This is a genomic window from Nitrospira sp. (genome assembly GCA_024998565.1).
In the GTDB taxonomy this organism is placed as follows: Bacteria; Nitrospirota; Nitrospiria; order Nitrospirales; family Nitrospiraceae; genus Nitrospira_A.
In genome coordinates, this window is sequence record JACOEM010000004.1 from 87,878 (window position 1) to 113,381 (window position 25,504).

At 60.6% G+C, this 25,504-nt stretch carries 28 protein-coding genes; 14 read left to right on the forward strand and 14 right to left on the reverse strand.

Translation table 11 applies throughout. The annotated features are described in order from the left end of the window. Window positions 1–208: 208 nt before the first annotated feature. From H8K11_08410 to H8K11_08420, 3 genes are all read left to right on the forward strand, one after another. On the forward strand, window positions 209–883 hold the full coding sequence (locus tag H8K11_08410; GenBank protein MCS6263768.1) for a hypothetical protein: 675 nt from the start codon (window positions 209–211) through the stop codon (window positions 881–883). A 127-nt stretch (window positions 884–1,010) separates the two neighbouring features. Continuing rightward, window positions 1,011–1,562: a heme-binding protein gene (locus H8K11_08415; GenBank protein MCS6263769.1), complete on the forward strand. Its 552-nt coding sequence runs from the start codon at window positions 1,011–1,013 to the stop codon at window positions 1,560–1,562. Beyond that, window positions 1,559–2,023 carry a hypothetical protein gene (locus tag H8K11_08420; GenBank protein ID MCS6263770.1) on the forward strand — a complete coding sequence of 155 codons (465 nt, stop codon included), beginning with the start codon at window positions 1,559–1,561 and terminating at the stop codon, window positions 2,021–2,023. Before H8K11_08415 ends, H8K11_08420 begins: the two co-directional genes overlap by 4 nt. Before the next feature lie 106 nt (window positions 2,024–2,129). Here the strand turns inward: H8K11_08420 and H8K11_08425 are convergent, their stop codons facing one another. After that, the gene (locus tag H8K11_08425) at window positions 2,130–3,029 is read right to left on the reverse strand and encodes an NAD(P)-dependent oxidoreductase (protein ID MCS6263771.1); all 900 of its coding nucleotides are present in this window, start codon (window positions 3,027–3,029) and stop codon (window positions 2,130–2,132) included. Between the two features lie 141 nt (window positions 3,030–3,170). On the opposite strand from H8K11_08425, the gene H8K11_08430 reads away from it, so the two are divergent. Further along, on the forward strand, window positions 3,171–3,392 hold the full coding sequence (locus H8K11_08430; protein ID MCS6263772.1) for a DUF3565 domain-containing protein: 222 nt from the start codon (window positions 3,171–3,173) through the stop codon (window positions 3,390–3,392). 74 nt (window positions 3,393–3,466) lie between these two features. On the opposite strand, the gene H8K11_08435 is transcribed toward H8K11_08430, so the two are convergent. The 3 genes from H8K11_08435 to H8K11_08445 form a co-directional block, all read right to left on the reverse strand. Next, entirely contained in the window at window positions 3,467–4,294 is an 828-nt protein-coding gene (locus tag H8K11_08435; GenBank protein ID MCS6263773.1) for a hypothetical protein, read from the reverse strand. A gap of 192 nt (window positions 4,295–4,486) precedes the next feature. Beyond that, complete coding sequence (locus H8K11_08440) at window positions 4,487–5,608, reverse strand: dipeptide epimerase (protein MCS6263774.1); 1,122 nt, start codon at window positions 5,606–5,608, stop codon at window positions 4,487–4,489. Continuing rightward, window positions 5,605–6,249, reverse strand: a complete 645-nt coding sequence (locus H8K11_08445) for a molybdopterin-dependent oxidoreductase (protein MCS6263775.1) — start codon at window positions 6,247–6,249, stop codon at window positions 5,605–5,607. Before H8K11_08445 ends, H8K11_08440 begins: the two co-directional genes overlap by 4 nt. Before the next feature lie 905 nt (window positions 6,250–7,154). Here H8K11_08445 and H8K11_08450 point away from each other — a divergent pair. The 3 genes from H8K11_08450 to H8K11_08460 are packed head-to-tail and all read left to right on the forward strand — an operon-like array spanning window position 7,155 to window position 10,241. Further along, entirely contained in the window at window positions 7,155–7,892 is a 738-nt protein-coding gene (locus tag H8K11_08450; protein ID MCS6263776.1) for a TVP38/TMEM64 family protein, read from the forward strand. 49 nt (window positions 7,893–7,941) lie between these two features. After that, window positions 7,942–9,495 carry a mercuric reductase gene (locus H8K11_08455; protein MCS6263777.1) on the forward strand — a complete coding sequence of 518 codons (1,554 nt, stop codon included), beginning with the start codon at window positions 7,942–7,944 and terminating at the stop codon, window positions 9,493–9,495. A gap of 11 nt (window positions 9,496–9,506) precedes the next feature. Then, a complete protein-coding gene (locus tag H8K11_08460; protein ID MCS6263778.1) occupies window positions 9,507–10,241 on the forward strand; it encodes a DUF3047 domain-containing protein in 735 nt (244 codons plus the stop codon). Between the two features lie 107 nt (window positions 10,242–10,348). Here the strand turns inward: H8K11_08460 and H8K11_08465 are convergent, their stop codons facing one another. After that, window positions 10,349–10,762 carry a hypothetical protein gene (locus H8K11_08465; protein ID MCS6263779.1) on the reverse strand — a complete coding sequence of 138 codons (414 nt, stop codon included), beginning with the start codon at window positions 10,760–10,762 and terminating at the stop codon, window positions 10,349–10,351. 200 nt (window positions 10,763–10,962) lie between these two features. Between H8K11_08465 and H8K11_08470 the strand changes: the two genes are divergently transcribed. From H8K11_08470 to H8K11_08490, 5 genes are all read left to right on the forward strand, one after another. Then, window positions 10,963–11,961 (forward strand): radical SAM protein, encoded by a 999-nt coding sequence (locus H8K11_08470; protein ID MCS6263780.1) that lies wholly within the window; start codon window positions 10,963–10,965, stop codon window positions 11,959–11,961. Between the two features lie 13 nt (window positions 11,962–11,974). Next, entirely contained in the window at window positions 11,975–12,751 is a 777-nt protein-coding gene (locus tag H8K11_08475) for a DUF547 domain-containing protein (GenBank protein ID MCS6263781.1), read from the forward strand. 11 nt (window positions 12,752–12,762) lie between these two features. Further along, window positions 12,763–13,398, forward strand: a complete 636-nt coding sequence (locus H8K11_08480) for a ferritin-like domain-containing protein (protein MCS6263782.1) — start codon at window positions 12,763–12,765, stop codon at window positions 13,396–13,398. Further along, complete coding sequence (locus H8K11_08485; protein ID MCS6263783.1) at window positions 13,395–14,099, forward strand: TIGR04283 family arsenosugar biosynthesis glycosyltransferase; 705 nt, start codon at window positions 13,395–13,397, stop codon at window positions 14,097–14,099. Before H8K11_08480 ends, H8K11_08485 begins: the two co-directional genes overlap by 4 nt. A gap of 140 nt (window positions 14,100–14,239) precedes the next feature. Next, entirely contained in the window at window positions 14,240–14,557 is a 318-nt protein-coding gene (locus H8K11_08490; GenBank protein MCS6263784.1) for a hypothetical protein, read from the forward strand. On the opposite strand, the gene H8K11_08495 is transcribed toward H8K11_08490, so the two are convergent. Continuing rightward, window positions 14,545–14,688 carry a hypothetical protein gene (locus tag H8K11_08495; protein MCS6263785.1) on the reverse strand — a complete coding sequence of 48 codons (144 nt, stop codon included), beginning with the start codon at window positions 14,686–14,688 and terminating at the stop codon, window positions 14,545–14,547. The two genes, H8K11_08490 and H8K11_08495, sit on opposite strands and share 13 nt — an antisense overlap. Window positions 14,689–14,778: 90 nt before the next feature. Between H8K11_08495 and H8K11_08500 the strand changes: the two genes are divergently transcribed. Further along, complete coding sequence (locus H8K11_08500; protein ID MCS6263786.1) at window positions 14,779–17,454, forward strand: CBS domain-containing protein; 2,676 nt, start codon at window positions 14,779–14,781, stop codon at window positions 17,452–17,454. Between the two features lie 111 nt (window positions 17,455–17,565). Here H8K11_08500 and H8K11_08505 read toward each other — a convergent pair whose 3' ends face one another. The 5 genes from H8K11_08505 to H8K11_08525 form a co-directional block, all read right to left on the reverse strand. Beyond that, window positions 17,566–17,766 (reverse strand): hypothetical protein, encoded by a 201-nt coding sequence (locus H8K11_08505; GenBank protein MCS6263787.1) that lies wholly within the window; start codon window positions 17,764–17,766, stop codon window positions 17,566–17,568. Between the two features lie 133 nt (window positions 17,767–17,899). Beyond that, window positions 17,900–18,865 carry a biotin-dependent carboxyltransferase gene (locus H8K11_08510; GenBank protein MCS6263788.1) on the reverse strand — a complete coding sequence of 322 codons (966 nt, stop codon included), beginning with the start codon at window positions 18,863–18,865 and terminating at the stop codon, window positions 17,900–17,902. Beyond that, window positions 18,855–19,631, reverse strand: coding sequence for a LamB/YcsF family protein (locus H8K11_08515; GenBank protein ID MCS6263789.1), 777 nt, complete (start codon window positions 19,629–19,631; stop codon window positions 18,855–18,857). The genes H8K11_08510 and H8K11_08515 overlap by 11 nt, the downstream gene beginning before the upstream one ends. After that, window positions 19,628–20,332: a 5-oxoprolinase subunit PxpB gene (gene pxpB, locus H8K11_08520; protein ID MCS6263790.1), complete on the reverse strand. Its 705-nt coding sequence runs from the start codon at window positions 20,330–20,332 to the stop codon at window positions 19,628–19,630. The genes H8K11_08515 and pxpB overlap by 4 nt, the downstream gene beginning before the upstream one ends. A gap of 28 nt (window positions 20,333–20,360) precedes the next feature. Further along, window positions 20,361–21,641, reverse strand: a complete 1,281-nt coding sequence (locus tag H8K11_08525) for an MFS transporter (protein MCS6263791.1) — start codon at window positions 21,639–21,641, stop codon at window positions 20,361–20,363. A 108-nt stretch (window positions 21,642–21,749) separates the two neighbouring features. On the opposite strand from H8K11_08525, the gene H8K11_08530 reads away from it, so the two are divergent. After that, window positions 21,750–22,388 carry a J domain-containing protein gene (locus H8K11_08530; protein ID MCS6263792.1) on the forward strand — a complete coding sequence of 213 codons (639 nt, stop codon included), beginning with the start codon at window positions 21,750–21,752 and terminating at the stop codon, window positions 22,386–22,388. A 25-nt stretch (window positions 22,389–22,413) separates the two neighbouring features. Here H8K11_08530 and H8K11_08535 read toward each other — a convergent pair whose 3' ends face one another. Genes H8K11_08535 through H8K11_08545 form a run of 3 tightly spaced genes read right to left on the reverse strand, consistent with a single transcriptional unit; the run spans window position 22,414 to window position 25,384 of the window. Beyond that, the gene (locus tag H8K11_08535; GenBank protein MCS6263793.1) at window positions 22,414–23,622 is read right to left on the reverse strand and encodes an amidohydrolase family protein; all 1,209 of its coding nucleotides are present in this window, start codon (window positions 23,620–23,622) and stop codon (window positions 22,414–22,416) included. Beyond that, a complete protein-coding gene (locus tag H8K11_08540) occupies window positions 23,619–24,221 on the reverse strand; it encodes a DUF3365 domain-containing protein (GenBank protein MCS6263794.1) in 603 nt (200 codons plus the stop codon). Before H8K11_08540 ends, H8K11_08535 begins: the two co-directional genes overlap by 4 nt. Continuing rightward, on the reverse strand, window positions 24,218–25,384 hold the full coding sequence (locus H8K11_08545) for an alanine--glyoxylate aminotransferase family protein (protein ID MCS6263795.1): 1,167 nt from the start codon (window positions 25,382–25,384) through the stop codon (window positions 24,218–24,220). The genes H8K11_08540 and H8K11_08545 overlap by 4 nt, the downstream gene beginning before the upstream one ends. Window positions 25,385–25,504: the final 120 nt, after the last annotated feature.

Consider the following 25,504-nt stretch of genomic DNA (forward strand, 5'->3'; position numbering starts at 1 on the left):
GGCTCTTCTATCGACTTCGCTGGTCTCCTCCTCTTTATGGGGTGATCAATCGTCGATCTCGGCTGGTATTCCGCTCAATTCCGCAGGTGCTTGGTCCGGATGGTGCTGAGGCGGTTCGCCCCTCCATACCGACGGGATCTTTCGCACCACCGTCAAGGCGCTGGCGCAAGATCTCGCGCTGTTCCGGGATCTGGCTCGGAATGCCGGGATGATGCTCGCCGGACAGGATGTTCAACGGAAGATCACGCAACGATACAATTCGAGCGATATGAAATGGTACGTGGTGCGGGCGATCGGACGGCGCGCGAAACGGCCGCCCATTCCGTCATCGTTCATCCGCTTCTTTCTCCACCCGCAGCTGCTGAGTATCGCCGGTACCTATCTCGGGTTACAGGTCCGTCTCAACTACTTGGATGTCTGGCATAACATCCCGGTGCGAGAGGGTGAGCCGCCGATCTCCGCGGAGTTCTGGCATCGCGACCATGAAGATCAGCGTATCATTAAGGTCTTTGTGTTGCTGACCGATGTCGATGAGACAATGGGGCCCTTCAACTATGTGAAGCGGTCCCAGGCAGGCGGGGAGTACGGCACTCTCTTTCCCGCCATTCCCCCGACCGGTCGATACCCGAAACGGAACGTGCTCGACCAGCTCATCAATGAGACGCCGTTGCCGTCTGTCTCCTGCATCGGGCCGGCGGGCAGTGTCATCCTCTGTGATGCGAGCGGGTTGCATCGAGGAGGTCGGTCGCTGACGCAGCCGCGAATCGTTTTAGTGGGCGTCTACACCTCCAATGCCGGACTCGATGCGGCCCGTTATTCCCTCCCTCGATCGGTCGGCCATGAACTGTTATCCCCTGCCGCGAAGTTCGCCCTGTATTTCTAGCGCACCGGTACTTGGTCACTCCAATCTGTAAGCCTGACCTCTGAGTATTGACAGAGCGGGGTGATGGCCGTACCCTCGCACGTCATACGCAGATTGCGCAGGGCATGTGAAACTAAGGAGGCTTGTAATGGCGGGGACGATACAATCGTTGAAACGGGGCGTGGGGCGTGTCGGCATGATGGCGGGAATTCTGTTCTTGGCCGGCGGGTGGCCTATGGCGGCGTCGGCGGCGGATGAATTGCCAAAAGAAGCCGTATTGCCGGCGACACTCGCGGGCAAGGCCGTGCAGGCAGCGCTCGATTTCTGCAAGAAGGACGGCTATCGTGTGAGTGCGTCGGTCGTCGATCGCGCAGGGGTCTTGCGGGCCATGATGCGGGCCGACGGAGCTGGTCCGCATACCGTCGATAGCAGCAGAAAGAAGGCCTATACCGCTGCCAGCTTGCGGCGCGCGACGAGCGACTTGGCCGACATGATTGCCAAGCAGCCCGCGTTGCAAGCATTGCGAGAGATGAATGAGAGTATCTTGATGGTCGGTGGCGGGTTACCTATCGAAATCGCCGGCGAGGTAGTCGGAGCGATCGGCGTCGGGGGCGCGCCTGGTACGCATCTGGACGATGCCTGCGCCGAGGCGGGTCTTGATGCAATCGGAGCGGCCTCGAAGATGCCTACGGCGAAATGATGAAGAGACAAGGGCGGGGACCGGGCTGGGTTCTGATCGGTCTGGTCCTCCTCTTGTCGGCCTGCAATAGTGATCGCCCTGAGCCGGCCGAGTTTGAGCTTCCCTCGGCCGGGATTCGGCTGAACCTGACTCGTCTCGCCACGCACCCCTTCCTCTCCCGCTATCGATTGACCCTTCGCATTGAAGGGCCGCGCGGCTGTTCGGCCACGACGGAATTATTTCCCGACACGGGGTACGCCGGGCGGCGAAATGTCTACCAACAGCGGTCGGGCGTCATCACGGTTTTGGGGCAATACGACGCGCGGGTGTTCGATCCGGCCACGTGCAGCCTTCGCCTGGTGGAGTTTCAATCGCTGGTCGGTCAGGCCACATTTCTTGGCGCGTTCGACGTCGATGCCCAGAAACGATGGCGATTTCTTGATGCGTCCGTGCGACCGGAGCGGTCGTTCGAAAAGCATTAGCAGGAAGTTGGCCTCGAGTTCGTACCTCATGCACTGCTGCGAGGGTGGTCGGTGCCGCCGTGACCGGGGCGCTGCTCCATCGGCGGAGTGTGTGGGCGTCAGATCGTCAATCGTGTAACCGGTCTTTGAAGGTCAGTTCGGCCACCGCCGATTTATCCAATTCCCCCTTGCCGATGTCGATCAGCCGCCGATATTGTTCATACGTCGCTTTGGCCAGGGGCAGGTCCAAGCCTGCCTGTTTCGCCAATGCGCAGGCGATTCCCGAGTCTTTTGCCGCGTGAGCCGCTGAGAAATAGCAATCGTGGGCCCGCTGTTGCATGTCCTCACCGTCGGTTTCGAGCACGCGGGAGTTGGCGCCGGTTTGAGAAAAGACTTCGCGAAGCATCGTGAGGTCCAGGCCGAGCGCCGCCCCCAATCCCAGCCCTTCGGCCAGGGCGGCGGTGTTGGCATTCATCACCATATTCACCAGGGCCTTGACCTTGGCGGCTTCGCCCGCAGGTCCGATATACCGCAGGTGTGCGCTCAGATCCTGCAAGAGCGGCTTCGCCCGTTCGAACGCCTCGGGTCGTCCGCCGCACATCAAGTAGAGGGTGCCTTGGCGAGCCTGTGTGATGCTGCTCGCCATGCAGGCTTCGAGGCTTCGGCCGCCTTGGTGCTCGACCAACGTATGGACTTCGCTTTGGAGCTCGGGGGAGAGGGTGGCGCAATTGATGAAGAGGCGATTATCGGCATGACGGAGAAGACTGTCCGGCCCGACGGGTGAGTAGATTTGGCGCATGGCGGCATCGTCCGACACCACCGTCAGCACCGTATCGGCTAACTCAGCCACACGTGCCGGAGTCATGACCGCCGTGCACGCGAGTTCCTTCGCGAGCGCCTCCGCACGTTCCGTGTCGGTGTCATAGACCGCGACGATCGCATAGTGGAGGTCGTGGAGCCGCCGGGCCATGTTGGCCCCCATTCGCCCTATTCCCACGATGCCGATTCGAAATTCTGACTGTGCCATCCGCAACCTCCTGGAAAACATGCTACTCTGCCGGGCGCGGAAGTCTACCACAGTCCCTACGGATGCAGGTATCCACGCGTCCGGTTGTGTCAGGTGGGTGCGTCGATTCACAAGAGCGACACGAAACATGGGGAGTGCGGCATGCAACAGGCGATTATCGGATATCACCAGGACGACGAAGGCCATTGGGTGGCCGACCTTCGCTGCGGCCATGGCCAACATGTGCGACATCAGCCGCCCATGACGAGTCGTCCGTGGGTATTGACGGAGGAGGGGCGGCAAGCGTTCCTCGGAACCGAGCTGAACTGTAAAAAGTGTGACGAGGGGGGCGACGGGTTTGACCCCACCGGGGCCCGGTCTTGAGGGATCCGGTGGGGTTGATACGGCGATGAAACGCCTGGATCAGGGCTGATGGAGAGAGACGCTGAGTACCATCTCTAGGCCCAGATCCAGTCGAAGAGGGATGTGAACCATCCCGTTACACTTGAGAACCAGGAGTCGTCTTGGGGGGCTGCTGCGGTCGCGGGTCGTGGGGCTGGTGGCGTAGCGGGTGCCTGCGCAACCTTTGCAGGAGTACTGGGCGAAGCCGGGGCTGCGGCGACCGGTGCGGGCTGAGGTACTGCCGGTGTCGTGACGGTACTGGCAGCCGGGGGCGCCGACGCCTGCGATGCGCTCGGCGCAGGGGCTACGGGGGGCGGCGTGGAATCAACCTGTGGCGTTTGCGGGGTGATGACCGCGACCAGGTGTGGCTCCTGCGGGTTTCCGTCCACCGTGGTCACACGGGCCTCCGGGCCGGATGGTGTGGTCGCCATCGTGTGTTCGTGTTGGGCCGTGAGCGCTTCCAGCCGTTTCTCGATCCGTTTGGTCTCGCTGATTTCCTTCAACATGGCCTGATGCCGGGCGCGCAACGCGGCGATGTTGTACTCGAGCGCCGCGAGTTTGGCCTGGTTGCTCTTGTGGAGCTGTTCGTAGGCGAGCTGGATCTTTTTCAGTTCGCCCTTGAGAGCGGCAAGAGAACGTTCCTCACGCTGATTGGCGAGGTGCGTCTCGTCTCGTTGTTGTTCGAGGCTCTGAATGTCAGCCTGCGTCTGGGCGAGTTCAGCGGCCCGCGTTTTGACCTCATGTCTGGCTGTCTCATAGGTGTGTTGTGAAACACAGCCCCCTAGCATCAAGACGGCGACTCCAAGCATCCAGCAGCGTGCGATGGGTCGGATGTTGCGGGGAGACGCGGTCGTGAGTATTGGACCTGGAGTGATTGCTTGCATGGGACCTTCCTCCCGGGTACGTACAGTGCCAGTCGTTGCGAACGGTGATCCGCCTGCGCGGAGCCGCTGTGCCTGAGGTTAATTTTTCAGAAAAGTGGGAAAACGGCAAAATATTTCGGGAAACCTGCAGTGCGTTGTCGAGGGGGGAGAACCGGAGAACAGCGACGTTGTGTGAGGTGATCCGGATCCGGGCTATTGAATGCTGATGCGGTCTGCGGGACAAGGGATCTGCATATCGAGTCCGGCCCCATGCCAGGGCTGGAGACGCGGGCCGCTATATCGATAGCCCCCGGTGACCGGGTCGGTTGAGAGGAGGAGCGGTGTGTCCAGATCCAGCACATCGAAGCCGCCGAGGCCCAGCACGAGACTGAACGAGCAGCCCATGGCGATACGGGTTTCCAGCATGCCGCCGACCATGAGACGCAGGCCCGCGGAGCGGGTGAAGACGGCGATTCGCCACGCGTCGATCACGCCGGTTTTCATGATCTTGATGTTGATATAGTCGGCGGCTTGCATCCGGACAACCTCGCGCGCATCGTCCAGTGACCGGACAGACTCATCGGCGGCCACGGGAATGCCCGTCAGGTGCCGAATCGCCTGTAGCCCTTCGAGATCATCGCGCACGACCGGCTGCTCGAGCAAGACCAGCCGCCCGCCGAACTGCTTCACTCCATGGACAAATCGGAGGCAATCTTCACGGGAAAAACCCTGATTTCCATCGCCGATAAAGCCGATCTCGGGGAGTGCGTTGTGCACGGCCTGTAATCTGCGAATGTCCTGTTCGACATCCGTTCCGACTTTCATCTTGAAGAGGCGGAATCCCCGGGTGTACCAACCCCGCGCGAGTTCCAGCGTCTTTTCCGGACTGCAGATCGGGATGGTGATGTCGGTTTCCCGCTCGCGGACGTCCGCGGCTCCCCACAGTTGCCAGAGCGGGATGCGCTGCGATCGACAGTAGGCGTCGAGCATCGCGGTTTCCAAGCCGCAACGAGCGGCAGGGTGGAGTGGGGCCTGTTCGTTGAGCCGGCCTGCCAGGGACTCATAGTCCCCGACAGATTGGCCGATCATACTCTGCGCCAGCTCCGTGGCCGCGGCGAAGCAGGATGCCCGATCCTCACCTCCGACTTCCGGGAACGGCGCGGCCTCGCCGATGCCCTGCGTTCCATCCCGCAACGTCACTCGCAAGAACAGGTTTTGCGCCGTCACCCGCGCGCCCGTGGCGACAACGAACGGATCCGTGATCGGAATATCGACCGGCCAGATTTCGATGCGTTGTATGGTGTGGGCATCCACCGGCGTGTCGTGTCCGCTCATCCGTACCGGTCATTTTGCCAGGGGAAGGCGCTGTTCGAATAGCCCCGGACTTCCCAGAACCCCTTCTCGTCGTGGTCGGAGAAGGTGATTTCCTTGATCCACTTGGCGCCTTTCCAGGCATACCGTTTCGGGATGATCATGCGAACCGGGCCGCCGTGTTCTTTGGTGAGCGGCCGGCCGTTCCATTTGTACGTGAGGAGCACGTCGTCGTCCTGACAGGCGACGAGCGGTAAATTCGTGGTGTAGTCGTCGTACGATTTGAAGAGGACGAATTGGGCCGACGGGAGCGGCTGGACGACGGCCAGGAGTTGTTTAAAACTGACCCCTTCCCACTCATTGTCGTAACGACTCCAGGACGTCACGCAATGGAAGTCCGACACGTCTTTGAATTGCGGTTGCGCAAGGAAGTCCGTCCAGGTCCAGGTAACGGGGGTCGTGACTGCACCTCCGATGGTCAACGTCCATTCTGAGAGGGGAATATCTGGCTTTTGGCCCAGGTCGAGCACCGGCCAGGTTTCCACGAGGTGTTGGCCAGGGGGGAGCCGATCATCTCCTTCGTAAAAGACCTCGCGTTCTTCCCCGCCGCGTCGGGCCTTGGCCCAGTTCTCTTTGGTCTTGATCAAACGGTCATTCTGATCCATACCCAGCCTCCTGGAGACAGAGTAGGACAAGAGGCTAGGATCTTACAAGGCCGGTGTTGGGGATCGGCCGGCGCGGGTGTTTCGTGCGCTGTCTGCTAGAAAATGACGAAGGGGAGATGAAGAAGCTCAGTATTGTCGGGGAGTTCAAGCTGCGGATTGAGCGTACAGAGGCGGATGGTCGGGAGAGAGTGATTCGAGTGATCGGACGGCGTAGGTAACCCCCGGCCTCTAGATAGCCTGGCCGTTGGTTTTCTTCACGAGGATCAGACGTGTAGTCTGGTCTCTCGTTCAGACCAACGCTGCGGACGCATCAACGTGCCCAAGGCCGCGATGGCGCAGATTGTCGCCAGAAGAAGGAAGCTTGCGAAGAGGAAAAATCCACTTTTCATGTCGTGCACCGAGAGCGGTCCCATGACGTCACCCCCTTACAATAATCTAATTGTACCACTTCACTCCGCGTGCCAACCGCATCCGCAACGCCATGATTCTTCAGGTGATTTTTTTCTCAGGCGCGAGGAGCAGTGAGGGCAGGGGCGCATCCACACATGTGAAGTCGTCTCATAGACGGGGTGCGAGTTTTGGGACTGCTGTGAGACCGCGTGTGTTGTCAGCATAGCCGAGTCCAAGAGTTCAATCAGCGCATGCATCTGAGACATTACCTCCACTGGCACCCTGTCTTCAAGAGTTCTTTCGGAGGGACAAGGCGGGGACTTGAGGGCCACTGGTCCCATCGTGGGTCATCATCGTGCAGGCGGGCAATCTAATTAGATTCGCCATCCGTATACAGTGCAATGTGGTGACAAGCAGGTTCCTTCCTCTGTAAGGTTGCTGACATTCTTTCAGCCACGAGCGGTGTCTTGTCCGCGCAGGTGAGTCCACGATTGACACATGAGTGAGGAGGCAGGATGATACCGCCCCAAGGTGCCATGACCACATCTGTAGCATCGCCCTCATCTTCGAAACGCCCCGGGCTCGGCAAACTGATGCTGGGGATTTTTGTCGGGTTGAGCCTCGCCGCATTTTTTTACTTTGATCTGGGACAGTACCTCTCACTGGATGGACTCAAGTCCAACCGGGCTCGTTTGCTTGCATTTACAGAAGCCAACTATCCGGTCGCAGTGGCCCTGTTTGTGCTCGCCTACTGTGTGGTGGTGGGGCTCTCGCTGCCCGGTGGAGCGATCATGACGTTGGCCGGAGGGTTTCTCTTCGGCAGCCTGTTGGGCACGCTTTACGTCAATGTCGGTGCGACCGTGGGTGCGACGCTGGCATTTTTGGTGGCCCGCTATCTGCTCAGGGAGTGGGTGGAGCAGAAATTCGGCAGCCGGTTGGACGCGATTCAGCAGGGATTTTCCAGGAACGCGTTCAGTTATCTGATGACGCTGCGGTTGATCCCGTTGTTCCCGTTCTTTCTGGTCAATATGGTCTCGGGGCTCACCAGGGTGAATGTGGGGACCTACATGGCGGCGACCTCCTTGGGCATCATCCCCGGCAGTTTTGTCTTTGCGTATGCCGGCCGCCAGCTCGGCACGATCAGTTCACTCAAGGAAATCGCTTCACCCAATGTGTTGCTCGCGTTTACGTTACTCGGTCTGTTGGCGCTGGTGCCCATTCTCTATCAGAAGTTTGCCGGTAAGGCGGTCTAACTGCACGGCCGCGGCCATGTGTAGTCACCAGAGGGAGAATCCGACGTCAATGAACGCGCCTGTCCAAAGCTTGGTCCTGCCGGATGACGAACACAACCGGCGGTTGGTGGAGAATGTGCACCCCTCCGGCTGGGCGAATCCCGAGCCTCTCGGTCGCTACAACATGGTTGTAGTCGGCGCCGGCACTGCGGGGCTGATCACGGCGGTGGTGGCGGCGGGTTTGGGCGCAAAGGTCGCGCTGATCGAACGCCATCTGATGGGAGGCGATTGCCTGAACGTCGGATGCGTGCCCTCCAAGGCCCTGATTCGTGCGGCCAATGCTTGGGCGCAGTTGCGGGATGCCTCGGTCTTCGGGCTGCATCTCCCGCCGGGGGTGACTCGTGACTTCGGTGCGGTAATGGCCAGGATGCGAAAATTGCGCGCCGGGATCAGCCATGTGGATTCGGCTCATCGCTACACGTCGCTGGGGGTCGATGTCTATATCGGGCAGGCTCGCTTCACTGGCCGGGATGCCGTGGCGGTGGAGGGCCCATCGGGAAATCGGACGCTGACTTTCGTCAATGCGGCAGTCTGTACCGGGGCAAGGGCTTCGGCGCCGGCCATCCCTGGGTTGGCAGAGGCGGGATACCTCACCAATGAAACGGTGTTTTCGCTGACGGAGTTGCCGGCGCGTCTCGCCGTGATCGGCGCGGGTCCGATCGGGTGTGAACTGGCGCAGGCCTTCGCACGCTTCGGGAGCGAGGTATCACTCATTGAAGCGATGCACGGCATCATGCCGAATGAGGATCGGGACGCAGCGGAGGTGGTGCAGCAGTCCATGACGCGGGACGGTGTCAGGCTACTTTGTTGCGGGAAGGATCTAAAAGTGGAGCGAACGGCCGCCGGAAAGCGGCTCCTGCTCGATTCGCACGGCCGGCACTACGATCTCACGGTGGACGAAATTCTGGTCGGCGTGGGGCGTACCCCGAATGTCGATGGGCTGGGGTTGGAGACGATCGGGGTTGAGTATGACAAAACCGGCGTGAAAGTGAACGATCGCCTCCAGACTACGAACTCGAGGATTTACGCCGCCGGCGACATCTGTTCCCGGTACAAATTCACCCATGCCGCGGATGCGATGGCGCAGATCGTCATTCAAAATGCATTGTTCCCGCATCCCTTCGGGCTGGGGTATGCCAGCATGGAGTCGCTGATCATGCCTTGGTGTACGTTCACCGAGCCCGAGATCGCTCATGTCGGCCTCTACGAAGCGGATGCCAAAAAGAAGGGCTTGGAGATCGAAACCTATACCTACAAACTCAGTGAGGTGGATCGAGCCATCCTGGATGGTGAGCAAGAAGGGTTTGCCCGCATCCATATTCGAAAAGGCACCGACACTATTCTCGGGGCCACGATTGTGGCGGCACATGCCGGTGACTTGATCGGAGAATTTTCGGTGGCGATGAAGGCCGGTGCCGGTGCCAAAACGATCGCTGCCACGATCCATCCGTATCCCACCCGGGCGGAAGTCAACAAGAAGGTCGTCAACCTCTGGCGCAAGGCGCACTTTACCGCGCGGAGCAAGATGCTGTTAACGAGGCTCTTTGCCTGGTTGAGGCGATGAGGGGACAGGTGATGCGGCTCGGGATTGGCCTGCTCCTGTGCTTGTCGGGCGCTGCGATCGCCGCACATGCGCAGGGCTCTATGAAGCTGGAGGTCGGACAGTTTTCGATCGCTACTGAAGGCGTCACGTTGCCCGAGGGATGGACACCGTTGACGTTTAAGAAGATCGAACGGCACACAAGATATGAGGTGGTGAAGGACGGGCCGGTTTCCGTGGTGAAGGCTGTGAGCGAGGCATCTGCCTCAGGCCTGACGAAAGCCGTGGCGATTGATCCGCATGAATATCCGATTGTGCGCTGGCGATGGAAGGTGGAGAATCTGCTGCAAAAGGGCAGTGTGAACCGCAAGGACGGTGATGACTATCCGGCACGGCTTTACATTACCTTTGCCTATGAGCCGGACAAGGTAAGTTTTGGAAGAAAGCTGAAATACAAGGCCGGTCGGGCGCTGTTCGGAGATATTCCGATCGGCGCCTTGAACTACATCTGGGACGGCAAGAGCCCGGTCGGGACGGTGGTGGACAATGCCTTTACCGACTTTGCGAAGATGATTGTGGTGGAGAGCGGGCCGCAGCGCATCGGCACGTGGGTCGAGGAAGAGCGCAATGTGTATGAAGATTATCGAGTGGCCTTCGGCGAAGAGCCGCCGGCGATCAGCGGCGTCGCGATTATGAGCGATACGGATAACACGAAGGAACGGGCCGTGGCCTATTACGGTGACATCGTCTTCGTCAAGGCGTTGAAGTGACGAGGAGGGGGAACTGCTGGAACTGAGAAAGGCGGGGAGGCCGACCTGTGCAGGGTCGGCCTCTCCAGGACACCGGCGAGCTGATGCGGGTTCGCAGAGTCAACGGGTTATTGAACTGAATTTGCGAAGCCACCGTGGGTGATTTCAGCCCGAATGGTGTCGCCCACTTTCTTGTTACCCCGGAGGTGCTTGGTTCCCTGTCCGACATGCACCTTCATTTGGCTGCCATCGAAGTCTTCGACTGTGTACGTCTCGCCGTGAATTTCTTTGACGGTGCCGCCCACGGTCTTCCATGCGACTCCGGGTTTGGAGTCATGTTGCCCGGGTTTCGGAGCCGGGGGTTGCTCAGGGACTGATCCCAACAGTGAGGCAGCCGCGGCTGCCGAGGTGGTGGTCGCATGGTTCGAATGTTTGCCGGCCTTCTCCTTGTCCTTTGCCGATGCCGGAGCCACGACAAAAGCGACGGTGGCGAGGGTGGCCGCGGCGATGGTGAGTATCGAAGCCTGGAGCTTGGTGTTCATAACAATCCTCCCTGGGATGAGTCAGGCTGCAGTGTCGAGAGTCATTCAGCAAACCGTATGCCTGGAAACCGGTTGCCTGCAGTGCCGAATCGCCTGGATTGGTGCCGATTGTGTCGCGTTGTGCTGAGTCGGATGAGGTGGAGCCGGAGGAAAATGGCAACAGGTGTTCAAATGTGGTCAGGCCGACCGGGGAATCCACGATGACGAGGAAGCCCCCGCTGGCCATGATTGCCGACTGTGCCCGGCCGTTGGCAAATCTCTTACGGGGGCGGCCGGTCCTCGCCACGTTTCAGGTGACCCTGCGTTGTAACTCCGCCTGTGGCTACTGCGATCTTCCTCTGAACCAGGGACGGTATGAACTGACGCGAGAGGAGATCCGGGGCATCTTTGGACAGCTCTATACCGAAGGCATCAGGTTCGTGCTTGTTCAGGGGGGTGAGCCGCTCCTACGCACGGACCTCGTCGACATTCTGTCGGATCTTTCCTCGTTGGGGTTGCAGGTGACCGTGATCACCAATGGGACCAGGCTGACTCCTGACCTTGTTGCGCAGTGTGCTTCGTTGCGCTTACCGGTGTCGATCAGTCTGGACACGCTCGATCGTGCTCGCTACCGACAGATACGCGGGGCCGATCAGTTGCCTCAAGTCCTGTCCGGACTCAATCTCTTGGCACGGTATCCCTTCCCTAAATTCCTTACCTGCATCGTGAGCGAAGCCAATCGCGACGAGGTGCCGGACGTCGTGCGATTCGCACGGCGGCACGGTTTCATTCCCGTGGTGGGAGCCTACCACTGGAACGTGGGCCTTTACGGCAAAGAGGATTCTGCGTTGATGTACGATCGTTCGGCAGCGATCCGTGTGTTCGAACAGCTGTTGAAGGAAGACCTGATCCCTCCCGGGTATTTTCGACACTTCGTCAAGGACAGCGCCGTCTGGTTGCGGGGAGAACGGCTCGAGCCCTGTGACGCCGGCCGGTATAGCATTGCCATCGATGCGTCCGGCCAGGTCTCAGCCTGCTTGGCGATGCCGGCGGTGGGGAACCTGCGCGAGGTGCCCTACCGGGAGATCCTCGGTCGCTTCGACCGGAGCCAGATTCAAGCCTGTTCAGATGGGTCCTCATGCAACCGTCTCGATGGGCGCGTGGTGGGGACGATCCTGAGACATCCGATCACGGCATGGCGGACTCCGGTGCGGTTTTAATAGGAGAGAGATTGTGATGCGAAATTTCCTGATCGGAGCGCTGATGATCGTGCTGGGGGGCTGTTCGACGGTACCGACCTCTTTTACCCCCTCAGACCCGCTCCCGCCGGAGCAAGTGTCTCATCGGTTGTGGCAGGAACTACTGAGCGTGGATGTCCGTGACGGCGTAGTTGATTACCCGGCCATTCGCCGCCAGGGGCGGCTTCCGCCCTATGTCGCGTTGTTGAATCGAGTGGATCCGGGCGGTTTGTCGGCGGAAGACCGGCTGGCGTTCTGGATCAATGCGTACAATGCCTTTGCCGTCACGGGTATTCTGGAGGGGTATTCTCCGGACACGTTGTTCGGCCGATACCGGTACTTTATCGCGCGGGAGTACTCTGTTGGTGGACAGCCGGTGAACCTCTACAATCTTGAGCGGGAGATTCTTATCGCCCAGTTTCACGAACCACGTGTACATTTTGCTATCGTCTGTGCTTCAGCCTCCTGCCCGAAACTCCAATCGTGGGCGTTCGAGGGGCAGCACCTCGATGAGCAACTGAATCGGGTCACGAGGGAGTTTGTGAATGACCCGTTGCGCAACCGGTTTGATCGATCGAGAAAAGTGGCCTCGTTGTCGATGATTTTCAAATGGTTTGCCAAAGATTTCGAGGCTCGCTCAGGATCAATCCTGGCGTATGTCGGGGAGCATGTGCAAGATCCGTCGCTCAAGCAGGATCTTCTGGCCGGCGACTACACCGTGGAGTTTCTCGACTACGATTGGCATTTGAATGGACCGCCCCCGCAGTACTGAAGGAGTTGTGCATGGTGGTGTTGCCTAGTGAACGAGTCCCCATTGCCCGGCTGCTGACGTTTCTTGAACATGGCGAAAGGATGGCGCACCTCTGTGCGCAAAGCCAGGCGGCGTTGGCTCCCGACTTGAAGGCGCGCCGTTTTCTCACGACCCAGGCACGTCAGGAGGCGATGCATGCGGTAGTGTTTCGTGGCGCCATCGGCTGGCTTGCGCCACGCCACCTCGGCGATGCTCCGTTCCTGCCGGCTCTTGAGGACTATCGCCGGCTTCTCACTGAGGCGCTTGAACGTGGCGATTGGCTGGAGAGTATTCTGGCTGAACAGGTGATCCTCGAAGGACTGGGGGAGGCAATTCTGACCCGGATCGAGGGCGGCCTTGAAAAGCGGCAGGCGCCGTTTCGCCGGTTGCGCCGGGTTTTGCTGCACCAGGAAGAGGCTCATCATGACTTCGGGCGGCGTGTCTTGGAGCGCGCGATGGTGGACGGACACAGGGAGTTGGAGGCTCTCCGTCTGCGCACGCAGGACTATCTGGCATTGACTGACTCGATGGTGTTGACGCTCTGCGACCTCTTCGAGACGATCGAGGAAGATGCCTCCGCCTGGGCGGCGGATGTGCGCACCTTCTTGCCCGTTTGGTTGACGGCATGATCTCGGTCGTCGTTCCTGCCTATAACGAAGAACGTGCATTGCCCGTCACCCTGCGTCATCTCCTCGATCAAGCCGGCGAATATGAAGTCATCGTCGTCGATGGCGGGAGCAGCGATGGCACCTGTGAGCTGGTTCGGCAATGTTCCCTCAGCTGGCGGCTTCCAATCCCGGCGCCGCTCACACTCGTGACCGCGCGTAAAGGACGGGCTTCCCAGATGAATGCCGGCGCGAAGCTGGCACGGGGCGAGTGGTTGCTCTTCCTCCATGCCGATACACTGTTGCCGGTCCAGGCACTGAGTCGGCTCAATGCGTTGGAGACGAATCTTACTATCCAGGCCGGCGGCTTTTGTCACCAATTTTCAGGATCGGATTGGCGGCTTCGACTCATCTCGTGGCTCGATAATTTTCGCTGTGTCAGGAGCCGTGTCATCTATGGAGATCAAGCGTTATTCGTGCGGAGGGTGTTGTTCGAGCACCTCGGTGGATTCCCCGATCAGCCCATTCTGGAAGATGTGGCGTTCTGTGAAAAACTGCTGACCGTCACGACACCGATACTCCTATCTCCCCCTGTCGTTACGGATGCCCGCAAGTTTCTCAAGATGGGCGTCTGGCGAAGTTTTGTTCGCGTGTTGTTGATCATTCTGCACGTGGAGTTCAAGCTGCCCTACCTCCCGCGGGTCTTTTTTCAGGATATTCGCTGATCTCTGGTTCATCGTGCATAACTTGCTGTGGCGTCATTTCACGGAGGTCTTTGGAAACCGCCATTTCGATTGTCAACCAGCCGGCGTCCTTGTACGTTGGAGCGGATGACAGTGCAGCGGGGGCAACCAAAGGAGGATGTATGAAGCAGGTGATGTGGGGCGCGGCGTTGTTGTCGGTGTGTGTCACGTCGTTGGTGTTTGCGCAGGCGGAGACGCCCAGGATCGATCAACGGCAGGCCAATCAGGAGAAACGAATCGACCAGGGGATTGCCAGCGGTCAATTGAATGAACGTGAAGCCAATCGCTTGAACAACCAGCAGGAACACGTCAACAAGATGGAGGACAAGGCGAAATCGGACGGCGTTGTGACGAAGAAAGAACGGGCCCGGATCAATCGCGCGCAGGATCGCACGTCGCGTCATATTGCTCGCCAGAAGCACGACCGTCAACAGCGATAAACGATATCACCGATGCCGGGCGTGCCGTCGAGCGACCGGTTCGACCCGGCCAGGCGTCCGCGCTCGCTCATTCTGTCGAGTAACCCCATGCCGTCCACACTGCTTGTGTGGACGGCATGGTTCCTCTCCATCCAATCCTCTCGCTTCGTGCACAGCCTTCCTTCTCCTCTGTCTCCACTGCGGGACTGAATCGATTCGCTCGATCCTGTTAGAATGCCGGCATGGATCTGATCACGACACATCTGAATGCAGACTTCGATGGACTGGCTTCGATGGTGGCCGCCCGGAAGCTCTATCCGGGAGCGGTCCTGGTGTTGCCCGGCGGTGCGCAGGAGTCGGTGCGAGGTTTTCTGGCGACGCACCATCTGGACATCTCTCGCCTCAAGGACGTGGCGCTGGAACGGGTACGACGGTTGATTCTCGTGGACGTTCAGGAGCCGGAGCGGCTGGGCCCGTTGAAGGCCCTCAGTTCACGCGCAGATGTGGAGGTGCATGTTTTCGATCACCATGGAGCCGACGATGAGCCGGAGCCGCAGACTCGACCTCAGTGGCCTCATCTCGCTGAACGGCACATCGAACCGGTCGGCGCCACGACTACGCTGCTGATCGAACGCCTGAAGGCGCAGCAGATTATACTCACGGCTGCCGAGGCGACGGTGTTGGCGCTTGGTCTGTACGAGGAGACAGGGTCATTGGCCTATCCGTCGACGACTCCGCGTGATCTGGAGGCTGCGGCAGTTGTGCTGCGCGCCGGCGCGGATTTGAACGTCGTGGCGGAGGTCTTGCGGCATCCGCTGGATCCCGATCTGATCGCCCTGTTGAACGATCTGTTGCAGGCCGGATCAATCTATTATCTGGAGGGCCGCAAAATTCTTGTGGCCTCCAGCACGTATGACCGTTACAAGGGCGATCTCGCGGAGGCCGTCCACCGGTTGGCGGAATTACAGGGATTCGATGCCGTCATCGTGGCCATTGCACTGGATGAGAAGGTTGAGGTGATTGGCCGGAGCCGGCGCCCCGAGATCGATGTGGCGTGGATTGCGCGCGAATTCGGCGGCGGCGGACATGCCGTGGCGGCAGCGGCCAGTGTGAAGGGCCGAACGCTCATCGAAGTGCAGGAACGGCTGACGCGTCTCCTGACGGAACGCTATCGCCCGACCCTGGTGGCCCGGGATGTCATGACACAACCGGTCAAAACGATCGTCGCGGATGCGACCGTGGCGGAGGCCGAACGATCCATGACTACGTATGGGGTCAACGTTCTCCCGGTCGTCGATCAGAAGGAGCGCTATGTCGGGACGATTTCACGTGAGGTCGTTCAGAAGGCACTGTTTCATCGTCTCGGAGCGCAACGAGTCGAGGATCTGGCCAGACACGATCAGTACAGCGCAGAGCCGGAGACCCCCTTTCACGACATCGAAATGCGGATGATCGAATTGAATCAGCGGTTTGTGCCGGTGCTGTCCGGCGGTAAAACGGTGGGCGTGATTACGCGAACCGATCTACTCCGCAGTCTCCATGAGGACGTGATGGCATCCGCACGGGGGAAAGCCAAATCGTTGATGGACCTGGAGTCTTCGGGTGCAGTGCGCCGACGCGATGTCGGGGGATTCCTGCGGGACCGCTTGCCTCGTGATGTGCATGACCTGCTACGGACGGCAGGCGATTTGGGCGAGCGCCTTGGCTACTCGGCCTATGTGGTCGGTGGATTTGTGCGGGATCTGCTGCTCGGTATCGAGAATCTCGATGTCGATTTTGTGGTGGAGGGTGACGGGATCGCGTTTGCACGCGCCCTGGCGAAGGAGCGGGCGGGCCAGGTGAAGGTCCACGAGCGATTCGGAACGGCTGTCGTGCTCCTGCCGGACGGGTTCAAGGTGGATGTGGCCACGGCCCGCACGGAGTATTACGAATATCCGACGGCGTTGCCGACGGTCGAGCAGAGCTCCATTAAGAAGGATCTCTACCGTCGGGATTTCACCATCAACACGTTGGCTGTGCGCCTCAATCCACGCGCGTTCGGCCAGCTGATCGATTTTTACGGCGGACAACGCGATCTCAAAGAACGCCTTATCCGGGTACTACATAGCTTGAGTTTTGTGGAGGATCCGACGAGGGTCTTTCGCGCGATTCGCTTCGAACTGCGTTTCGATTTTCACTTGAGCAAGGAGACGCTGGCGCTGATTAAAGGCGCGGTGAAGATGGAGTTGTTCCATCGACTGTCCGGTCGGCGGTTGCTGGATGAACTGCGGTACTTATTTTCTGAGCGCACGCCACGCCATGCCGTTCGCCGGTTGGCGGACCTGGATCTTCTGCGGTTCATTCATCCGACACTGACGTGGTCGAATCGACTGGATCGTCGGTTGAGCGAAGTGGAAGCGGCGCTGGATTGGTACAAACTGTCCTGTCTGGATCGGCACATCAGCGGATGGCTGGTGTATGCCATGGCACTTACCGAGGCGATGCCGGATCAAGCCGTACACGAGATGCTCGAACGATTTCCCTTCACGGAAGCGGAACGAGGGGCTATCACTGCGGCTCGGTTCCTTACGCAGCCGGTGTGTCGGGCTCTGAGCCGACGCGTGCCGCTCAGGCCTTCGGAAACGGTGGCTCTGCTGGCCGGTCTGGCAGATGAAACGCTCGTGTTCCTGCTGGCGAAGAACGGCTCGGCATCGGCCAAGCGACACCTGTCTCTCTATCTGACGACGTATCGCGACGTGAAACCCGCCTTGACCGGGAAATCCCTCCAGGCGCTTGGATTCAGACCGGGTCCACTCTATCGCACGATTCTCGAGCGTCTGACCAAGGCGAGGTTGGATGGTGACGTGAAGACTGAAGCGGAGGAGCGGGAGCTCGTGAAAACCTTTTCTGATCAGGGCCGGGGGAGAGCGAGAGACTAGCTTCCCGCATTCGGGGAGGTATCAAGCCACATCGGCGGTGCCGCAGAGCGCGGACAACCTCGGGAGGTCGCGTTGAACGCCTCCCGTGCCCGATGACACGACGCGGGGAGGTTAAGCCAGCGGCTCAACCGGCTCGAGTTCGTCGTGCATGTCGACGGTCCGAGCATCTTTTCCCATTGCGGCGAGGAGGCCGTCATAAACGATGCGAGCCGCGTCCGACCATTTAGGATTGAATGGGCGACCAGCGAAAGCGGCTTCGGCCGCCTTTTTCTCATCGTGGGTAATTTGTCGAGGAGTCAGTGTGGTGTCCATAGGAATAATAATAGATCGCTTCAGGGCAATGTCAAGGACTCAACGGAATGGCAGAACCCCTGTTGTTTAACAGACATTGCTTTCTAGCGCTGCGGCATGCATGGCCTGAAGCGTCCGGAGTAAGGGATTCTCCTCAAGCACGGTGCGGCGGCAAGAGCCGGTCAAGTTCGGCGTGAACCGACCGAAGCAGTGTCGATGCCGTCTCGTACGTGACCACCACGAACGAGAGTCTGTCTCCCGGCGATAGTTGAGCCGCAAGAGTACGATCGGCCGCGATCATCGTCGCGAGTTTGGCATACCCTCCCGTCGTCTGGCAGTCGGCCATGAGTAGAATCGGCTGTCGATCCGCCGGCACTTGAATGTTCCCGGCACTCACGGCATCGGACACGATGTCGGCGGAGGTGCGATGCGGCAACGCCAAACCTTGTAACCGATAGCCCATCCGGTCTGATTCAGAAGCGAGTCGGTACGGTTGGCTCGCGAGTCTCTCCAGCGCATCGTCCGTGAAACGATCGGCCTGTGGCCCCGCTATCACCCGTATCGTGGCGGTGGATTGATACCGGGGGCGCTGTGCGTCAGGAAGTGTTCGTTCTACGTATGGTTTGCCCGCAACTCGTGCCGGTCCGGCATTGAGCCGATCCCATTTCCTCAGCGCGCGACCTGCGACGCCTCCCAATCCACTACGCACGTGGGTCGATCGGCTGCCGAGCATCAACGGCCCGTCGATGCCGCCGGCCACGGTGAGGTAGGCACGAGCGCCTTGTCGGCGCATGCCGAATTCAAGGCGACTCCCGGCGGGCATGCGGACGACGGTCCACATGGGCAGTGCGATGCCGTTGCCGGTGGGACTGAGGTCCGCCCCGGTGATGGCGATGGAGAGTGCGTCTTCGAACAAGAGTTCCGGTCCTTGGATGGTGACCTCCAGGCCGGCGGCCCGGTCGGGATTACCGAGGAGACGATTCCCGACCGTGAGCGCCCAGGGATCCATCGCGCCGCTCACCGACACGCCGAACCGTTGGTATCCAACACGACCGAGATCCTGAATGGTCGTGAAGAGTCCGGGGCGTACGACGTGGATGGTCGGCTGCTTAAGAGGCATGATCAATACGGACTGTAGAAATCCCTCCGTCGTCGAACATGGTCCGTAACGCATGAGCCAGTCGGACCGCGCCAGGAGTGTCGGCGTGAATACACAGCGTATCGATATGAAGATGAAGGAACGAACCGTCGATGGCCGCGATGGTGTCGTCGTGAATCAGCGAGTGTGCGCGCGAGACCACGGTCGATTCATCGTGGATGAGCGCGCCTTCCTGCCCTCGAGGCACTAAACGGCCGTCGATTTGGTAGGCCCGATCGGCAAACCCTTCGGCGGCAACCGGAAGACCGCGGGCTTTGCCGGCGACGAGGAGTTCCGACCCAGCCAAACCCACGAGGATCAATCGAGGATCAATGTGTGCGACCGCTTCGGCGATGGCGTCGGCCAGCGCAGGATCACGTGCCGCCAGGTTGTAGAGCGCCCCGTGGGGCTTCACATGCGAGAGCCGAAGACCTTCGGCCTGACTGATGGCCATCAGTTCACCCACCTGGGCCAGGATCAAGTCTTGTACGAACGAAGGGGAGAGCGGTTGTTCACGACGACCCCCGGAGTCCCGATCCGGCAATCCGGGGTGCGCACCGATTGCCAGATCATGCTGTCGCGCCAGCTGCACGGTGCTGCGCATTAAGGCCGCATCGCCGGCATGCACCCCGCAGGCGATATTCACCGACGTGACATAGGCCATGATCCGGGCTTCCACATCCAGTTGCTCCGGTGTCGCGGCCTCTCCCAGGTCGCAATTGAGGTCGATGCTACGTTTCTGTTTCATGTGTGATTCTCGAACAGCGCATGGAATTCTGTTTCGCCGATCGGCACGAATTGCACCTGGTCGCCCGGAGCTAGCAAGAACGGCGCAGGTCGGGTCAGGCTGAACAGCGGTACCGGAGTGCGTCCGATGATGCGCCAGCCGCCCGGGCTGGCATGCGGGTAAATGCCGGTTTGTGTGCCGGCGATGCCGACCGATCCTGTTGCGACTTGTTTTCGAGGTGTCGGGAGTCGTGACGTCGCGATGCGATCCGGCACGGTCCCTAGATAGGGAAAGCCCGGGCTGAATCCCAGCATGTACACGCGGTAGACCACGGAAGCATGCAGGGCCGCCACCTGCTCGGGTGTGAGTGCCGCTCGCTTGGCCACGTCGCCCAGATCGGGTCCTGCGCTACCTCCATACCACACGGGAATCGTGTGAGTCGTGGGGGCACGTGGCGGGGGTGTGTTCGTTGCCGTCATCAAGGCACGGAAATGCCCGGTCATCGTGGATACATCGGTACGGAACGGATCGAAATAGACCGTAGCGGAACGGTACGTCGGCACCACCTCCAGAAAGCCCGGGAGCCCGGCCCGTTCTACGGCAGTGGCGAAGGCCAGGACCGACTCGTTCGTATGAAGATCGATGCTCTCCCCGAATTCAATGGTCAGGGCGGACTCACTCAGTGGCACGATGCGCGGGATCGCAGTCTCAGGTTGTTTCATAGTAGCCGGGCAGTCGGTCCGCGAGATGTCACTCCGGTAATGGTTTCCCATTCGTCTCGGTCGCAAAGGGCAGCACGGCCAATCCCAACAGATAGATCAGGGCGATGGTGCTCGCCGCGTTGTTGAACGATCCCAGCCGGGTGACGAGCCACCCGGTGACGAAGGGCGCGGCCGAGGCCAGCACGCGGCCCGCGTTGAAGCAAAATCCTGAGCCGGTGGCGCGGAGTCGTGTCGGATAGAGCTCAGGCAAGTAAATCGGAAAGCCGCTGAAAATGCCATTGTTGAAGAATCCCAGCAGCGGGAGTAACAACAACACTTCTGCATAACTGTGTGGGACGAAATAGGTCGCCGGCAGCATGATGAAGCTGCCGAGGCACATCAAGCCGAATACGGGCAGGCGGCCGAACCGTTCGGCCAGCGGCCCGAATCCCAGATACCCGAACAACGAGCCCGCATTGAGCGCCATGATTGCGTAGCTGACCTTCTCTGTCAGCGTCGCGGCATCCTGCCCTTGGAGGTCCGGCATGGCCCGGATCAAGGTGGGGGCCCAGTTGGTCGCGCCCCACAGACCGAAGACCGCCACGAACGCCAGGGTTGAGCCCACCCAGGTGTTGCGGCGTAATGCCGGTTGAAACAACTCGGCGAGGTGCAGGAAGCTGGTGCACGCGGATTGCGCCTCCTGTTCGTGGGCCTGTACCCATCGCTCCGGTTCCTTGACCCACCAACGGACGAGTAAGGCCACAAAGGCGGGCAGGATGCCCACGAGGAAGAGGAGTCGCCATCCATAGCTGCTTAGGAGCAGGTTGAAGCCGGCGGCCAGGAAAAATCCGGCGGCCCATGCAGACTGTAGAATCCCGGCCGCCCGGGCACGTTTGTCCTCAGGCCAGGTCTCGGCCACAATAGCCGCACCGGCGGCCCATTCACCGCCGATGCCGAGGGCGGTCAGAAAGCGATAGACAGCCAGATGCCACCATTCTTGAGCCAACGCGGCGAGGCCGGTGAAGACGGCATATATCACGATCGTGATGATCAACGTCTTGGTCCGGCCGAAATAGTCCGCGGCCATCCCGAAGCCGATTCCCCCGATGGCCCACCCGATCAGGAAAATAGAAAACACCATGCCGCCGTACCACCCGATCTGTTCGTCCGTGACGGCGCCGCCGGCGGCCCCGGCCTGTAGAAGCTCATGTAGGGCGGGATGCAGCACGATCGCGTAGATCGTTGCGTCCATGGCGTCGAATACCCACCCCAGCCAGGCGACGAACAGGACCAGCCATTGATACCTCGTGACGCCTTGCGCCCACGCCATGCCGAACTCCCTCTCCTGGGAACAGATTGCCTCCGCGCCAGGCTACGGGGGAGACCCGACGCTGTCAAGGTGAAGCCGGCGAAGCGGCATGGTATAGTCTCCGCCTGTATGCCTCGCGTGGATTATTATCGTGTCCTCGGTGTGTCGCGCGACATCTCCGACGACGACATCAAGAAAGCCTACCGGAAGCTCGTTTTCGAGCACCATCCCGACCGCAATCCCCACAACAAGCAGGCAGAGGAGAAGATCCGCGAGATCAACTCCGCCTATGAGGTCCTGGGTGATCCCGAGAGCCGGAGAACCTATGATCGCCTGCATTGGGGGGAAGAGGCGCGGGCCGAGACGGTGGATCCGTCCCTGATCCTTGAGGAGATGGAGAAAAAACTCTTCGACGAAGGGCGGAAAGAAGTCTTCGCCGTCCTGATGAAGATGGTACCGCGGATCAAATCGGAACTGGCCCTCATTCGCGAGCGCACGGTGGCGCATCAGGGGTATGACACCTTCAAGGAATCCATCGTGGAAGCGCGCGGGGCGGAAGTCCTGGATGAGTTCGTAACTCCCGATATGGAGCAACGGAAACAGCGCTTGCTTGAGGTCGCGGTGCAGATGATGGTGTCGCAGGCGGTGGTCGCGAGGGGAGACGAGGGCGGGATTCGTACGCTTCGCGGCCGGTTAGAGGAAATGTTCCGCAAGGGCCGGATCAACGGCTTCGCGACGGCCTTGGAATTGCTGTATGAAAGACGGTAACGACCCGCGTCGTTCGTGTCACGGTTCACGCCCCTGAGAGCGGACCCGCCACGAATCGACCGCGCTGCATCACTCCCGCAATCCGCTCCCGTTTCAGCAGTGCTCCGATATTTCTGAGAGGATTGCCTTCCACAAACAGCAGGTCCGCCTGTTTTCCCGCCGCGATGGATCCGATCTCCTGAGTCAGGCCTAGTAATCGCGCGGCGGCGGAGGTGCTGGTCATGATCGCGTTCATCGGCGTCATGCCCAGCGCGACCATCCGTTCCAATTCCTGAGCATTGTCCCCGTGGTAGTTGAACGGCGTTCCCGCATCCGTACCCAGGGCGATCGGAACACCCCGGCGCAGGGCGGCGCGGAAGCTTCTCTCGTGTTGCTTCACCATGTTTCTCGCCTTGGAGCGGGCGCTGTCGGGAATGCCGCAGCCGGTCGGGCAGGCCGCTGTCGTGGCGAGGGCCGACAGTGTCGGTACCATGTAGACGTGGCGCTGGGTCATCATCTCTGCCGCGTCATCGTCCATGAGGGTGGCATGTTCGATGGAGTGGACGCCTGCGTGCAGCGCGTTCTTCATCCCGGTGGCGCCGTGGGCATGGGCGGCCACATGTCGCCCGTGGGAGACGGCCACCTCGACGGCTGCGGACAGTTCTGCCACGGTCATCTGCGCGTCGTCCGGAGAGGTGCCGGGGGTGAGCACGCCGCCGGAAGCAATGACTTTGATGACTTCGGCGCCGGCATGGAGTTGATCCAAGACGGCGGCCCGGACGGCCTCGACCCCGTCGGCTTCGCGTCCGATGAAGCGCGCATGCCCGCCGGGCATGCAGATCGCGAGACCGGCGGCGAGAATTCTGGGCCCCGGCGTCAATCCGGCCTCAATGGCCTGTTTCAGGGCGAACACCGCATGGTCCCGGAATCCCACATCCCGGACGGTGGTGAACCCGGCGTGGAGCGTGCGGCGCGCCATCTCGGCGGCTTTGAGCAGGGTCACGGACGAGGATTCTCTCTCCACCGCAGCCACGACATCCGCCTCCGCTCCCAAACAAAAGTGAACGTGGCAATCGATCAGGCCGGGAAGGACGGTCAGGCCGCGGCCGTCGATTCGTTGCGCGCCCTTGGGAAGCCGAACGTCCTGTTCGGGACCGACGGCCAGGATGCGGGTGCCCTCGATGAGGAGGGTGCCTCGCTCAATCCGGTGACCGAGGCCGTCCAGAATGCGGATTTGGCGGAAGGCGATGGTCATGGCGCCTCGCTGATCGGAATGGTGACGATGACGCCGCCCATGATGTCGTTGAGTTTATAGTCCCGTCGCGGGCTGTTTACGTGGGCATTGTGGCAGCTCACACAGCTTTCGGACACCGCCCGGTCTGCGTAGATGCCCTGGAAGTAGCGGACGCCCGCCTGTTGATAGAATCCGGTGAAGGGTTTTTCGGGCGCCTTCATTACGACCTCAAGCCCGCGCCGTTCGAACTCGCTGTTCGGTCCGTTCCACACATATATCGGGGTGAGGCTGGCCAGCCGGAAACTGAGTTTCATATCTTTTTGTGCCACCAGGCGCCCGGATTCGAGGAGGAATTGAGCCGGGAGCGGGAGGCCCTTCTCTTCTTTCCAATGTTCGAGTGCCTCGACGACGCCCTGGTTATGGAGCTTGTCTACGACATTCTGGGTATAGTTGGCGCGATTCGCATCGATGACCGCATGAATAAAGCTGGTCACGCGCTCGGGGGGGACCATTTCCGCCTTGTGTGATTCTGCGACCGCGAGGGCAATGGCCCAGTAGGTGATGGCCGCCACGAAGCCGGCCACTCCTGCCGTCACGATCCATAACCCGTTTCGACTCATGCACCCCTCCTCGCCGATCCTAGTGAATGGGTATAAATTTCTTCCGCTGCCTGGGCGGCGCGGCCCGGCTGCACCGGCCGTCCCTGGCCTGCGAAGATTTCTTCCAGGGCGTTGAGCAGCGTCAGTACGTGCGCCTGTCGGCACGATTCGCCCATCAGGCCGATGCGCCAGACTCGCCCCCGTAGCGGTCCCAGTCCGCCGCCGATTTCGATGCCGTACTGCTGCAGCAGGTGCGTCCTCATCAGTGTTTCGTCCATGCCGTCGGGTAGCGTGACACAGTTGAGCATCGGGAGTCGATGGCCCGGCGGAGGCAGGGGACTCAGGCCCAGAGCTCGGAGCCCGGCCGTCAGTGCATCACTGTTGACCTGATGTCGCGCGGCACGCGCCGGGAGTCCCTCTTCGTGCACCAGCCGCAGGGCTTCCCGAAGCCCGTAGAGCATCGAGATCGGGGCGGTGTGGTGATAGGCACGGCTGTGGTCGTTCCAATAGTCGGCGATGAGCGACAGATCAAGGTACCAGCTGTGGCAGGGAACACGTCGCTGCCGGATGGCGCCCATGCCTCGCGGGCTGACGGTGAGCGGGGCCAGGCCTGGGGGACAGCTCAGGCACTTCTGCGTGCCGCTGTAGCAGGCGTCGATTCCCCAGGTATCGACCTCGACCGGGATGCCTCCCAGGGAGGTGACGGCGTCCACGATAAATAGTGCATCGTGCGCGCGGCACAGCGCCCCCACGTCCTCAAGGGGTTGGAGAGCGCCGGTCGACGTTTCCGCATGGACCAGGACCAGGGCTTTGACCGGAGCAGACCGCGCCAGTTCCTGTTCCAGCGCCTCGATGGGAATCGTCGCTCCCCAGGGTGCTTCGATGCGGATCGGGAGGCCGCCGCTTCGTTCGATCATGGTCGCCAACCTGGAGCCGAACACGCCGTTGACTCCCACGATCGCACGATCGCCGGGTTCGATGAGATTGGCGATCACCGCTTCCATGCCTGCCGATCCGGTTCCGGACAAGGCAATCGTAAACTCGTTTTGGGTATGGAAGGTGGCGCGGAGCAAGGCTTGAATGTCGTTCATCAGAGCGAGAAAGACCGGGTCGAGGTGTCCGAGCAACGGCTGTGACAGGGCCCGCAACACCCGGGGATGGACCATGCTTGGGCCGGGGCCCATGAGCAGGCGATGCGGTGGAACAAAGTCCTGATGCCGGGAGTTCGTAGTCATCGTTGTTGCCGGTCGTGGTTGTCGGTCCCGGGAGGCATCACCCTGTGGTTCACGGCCTGATACTCAGAG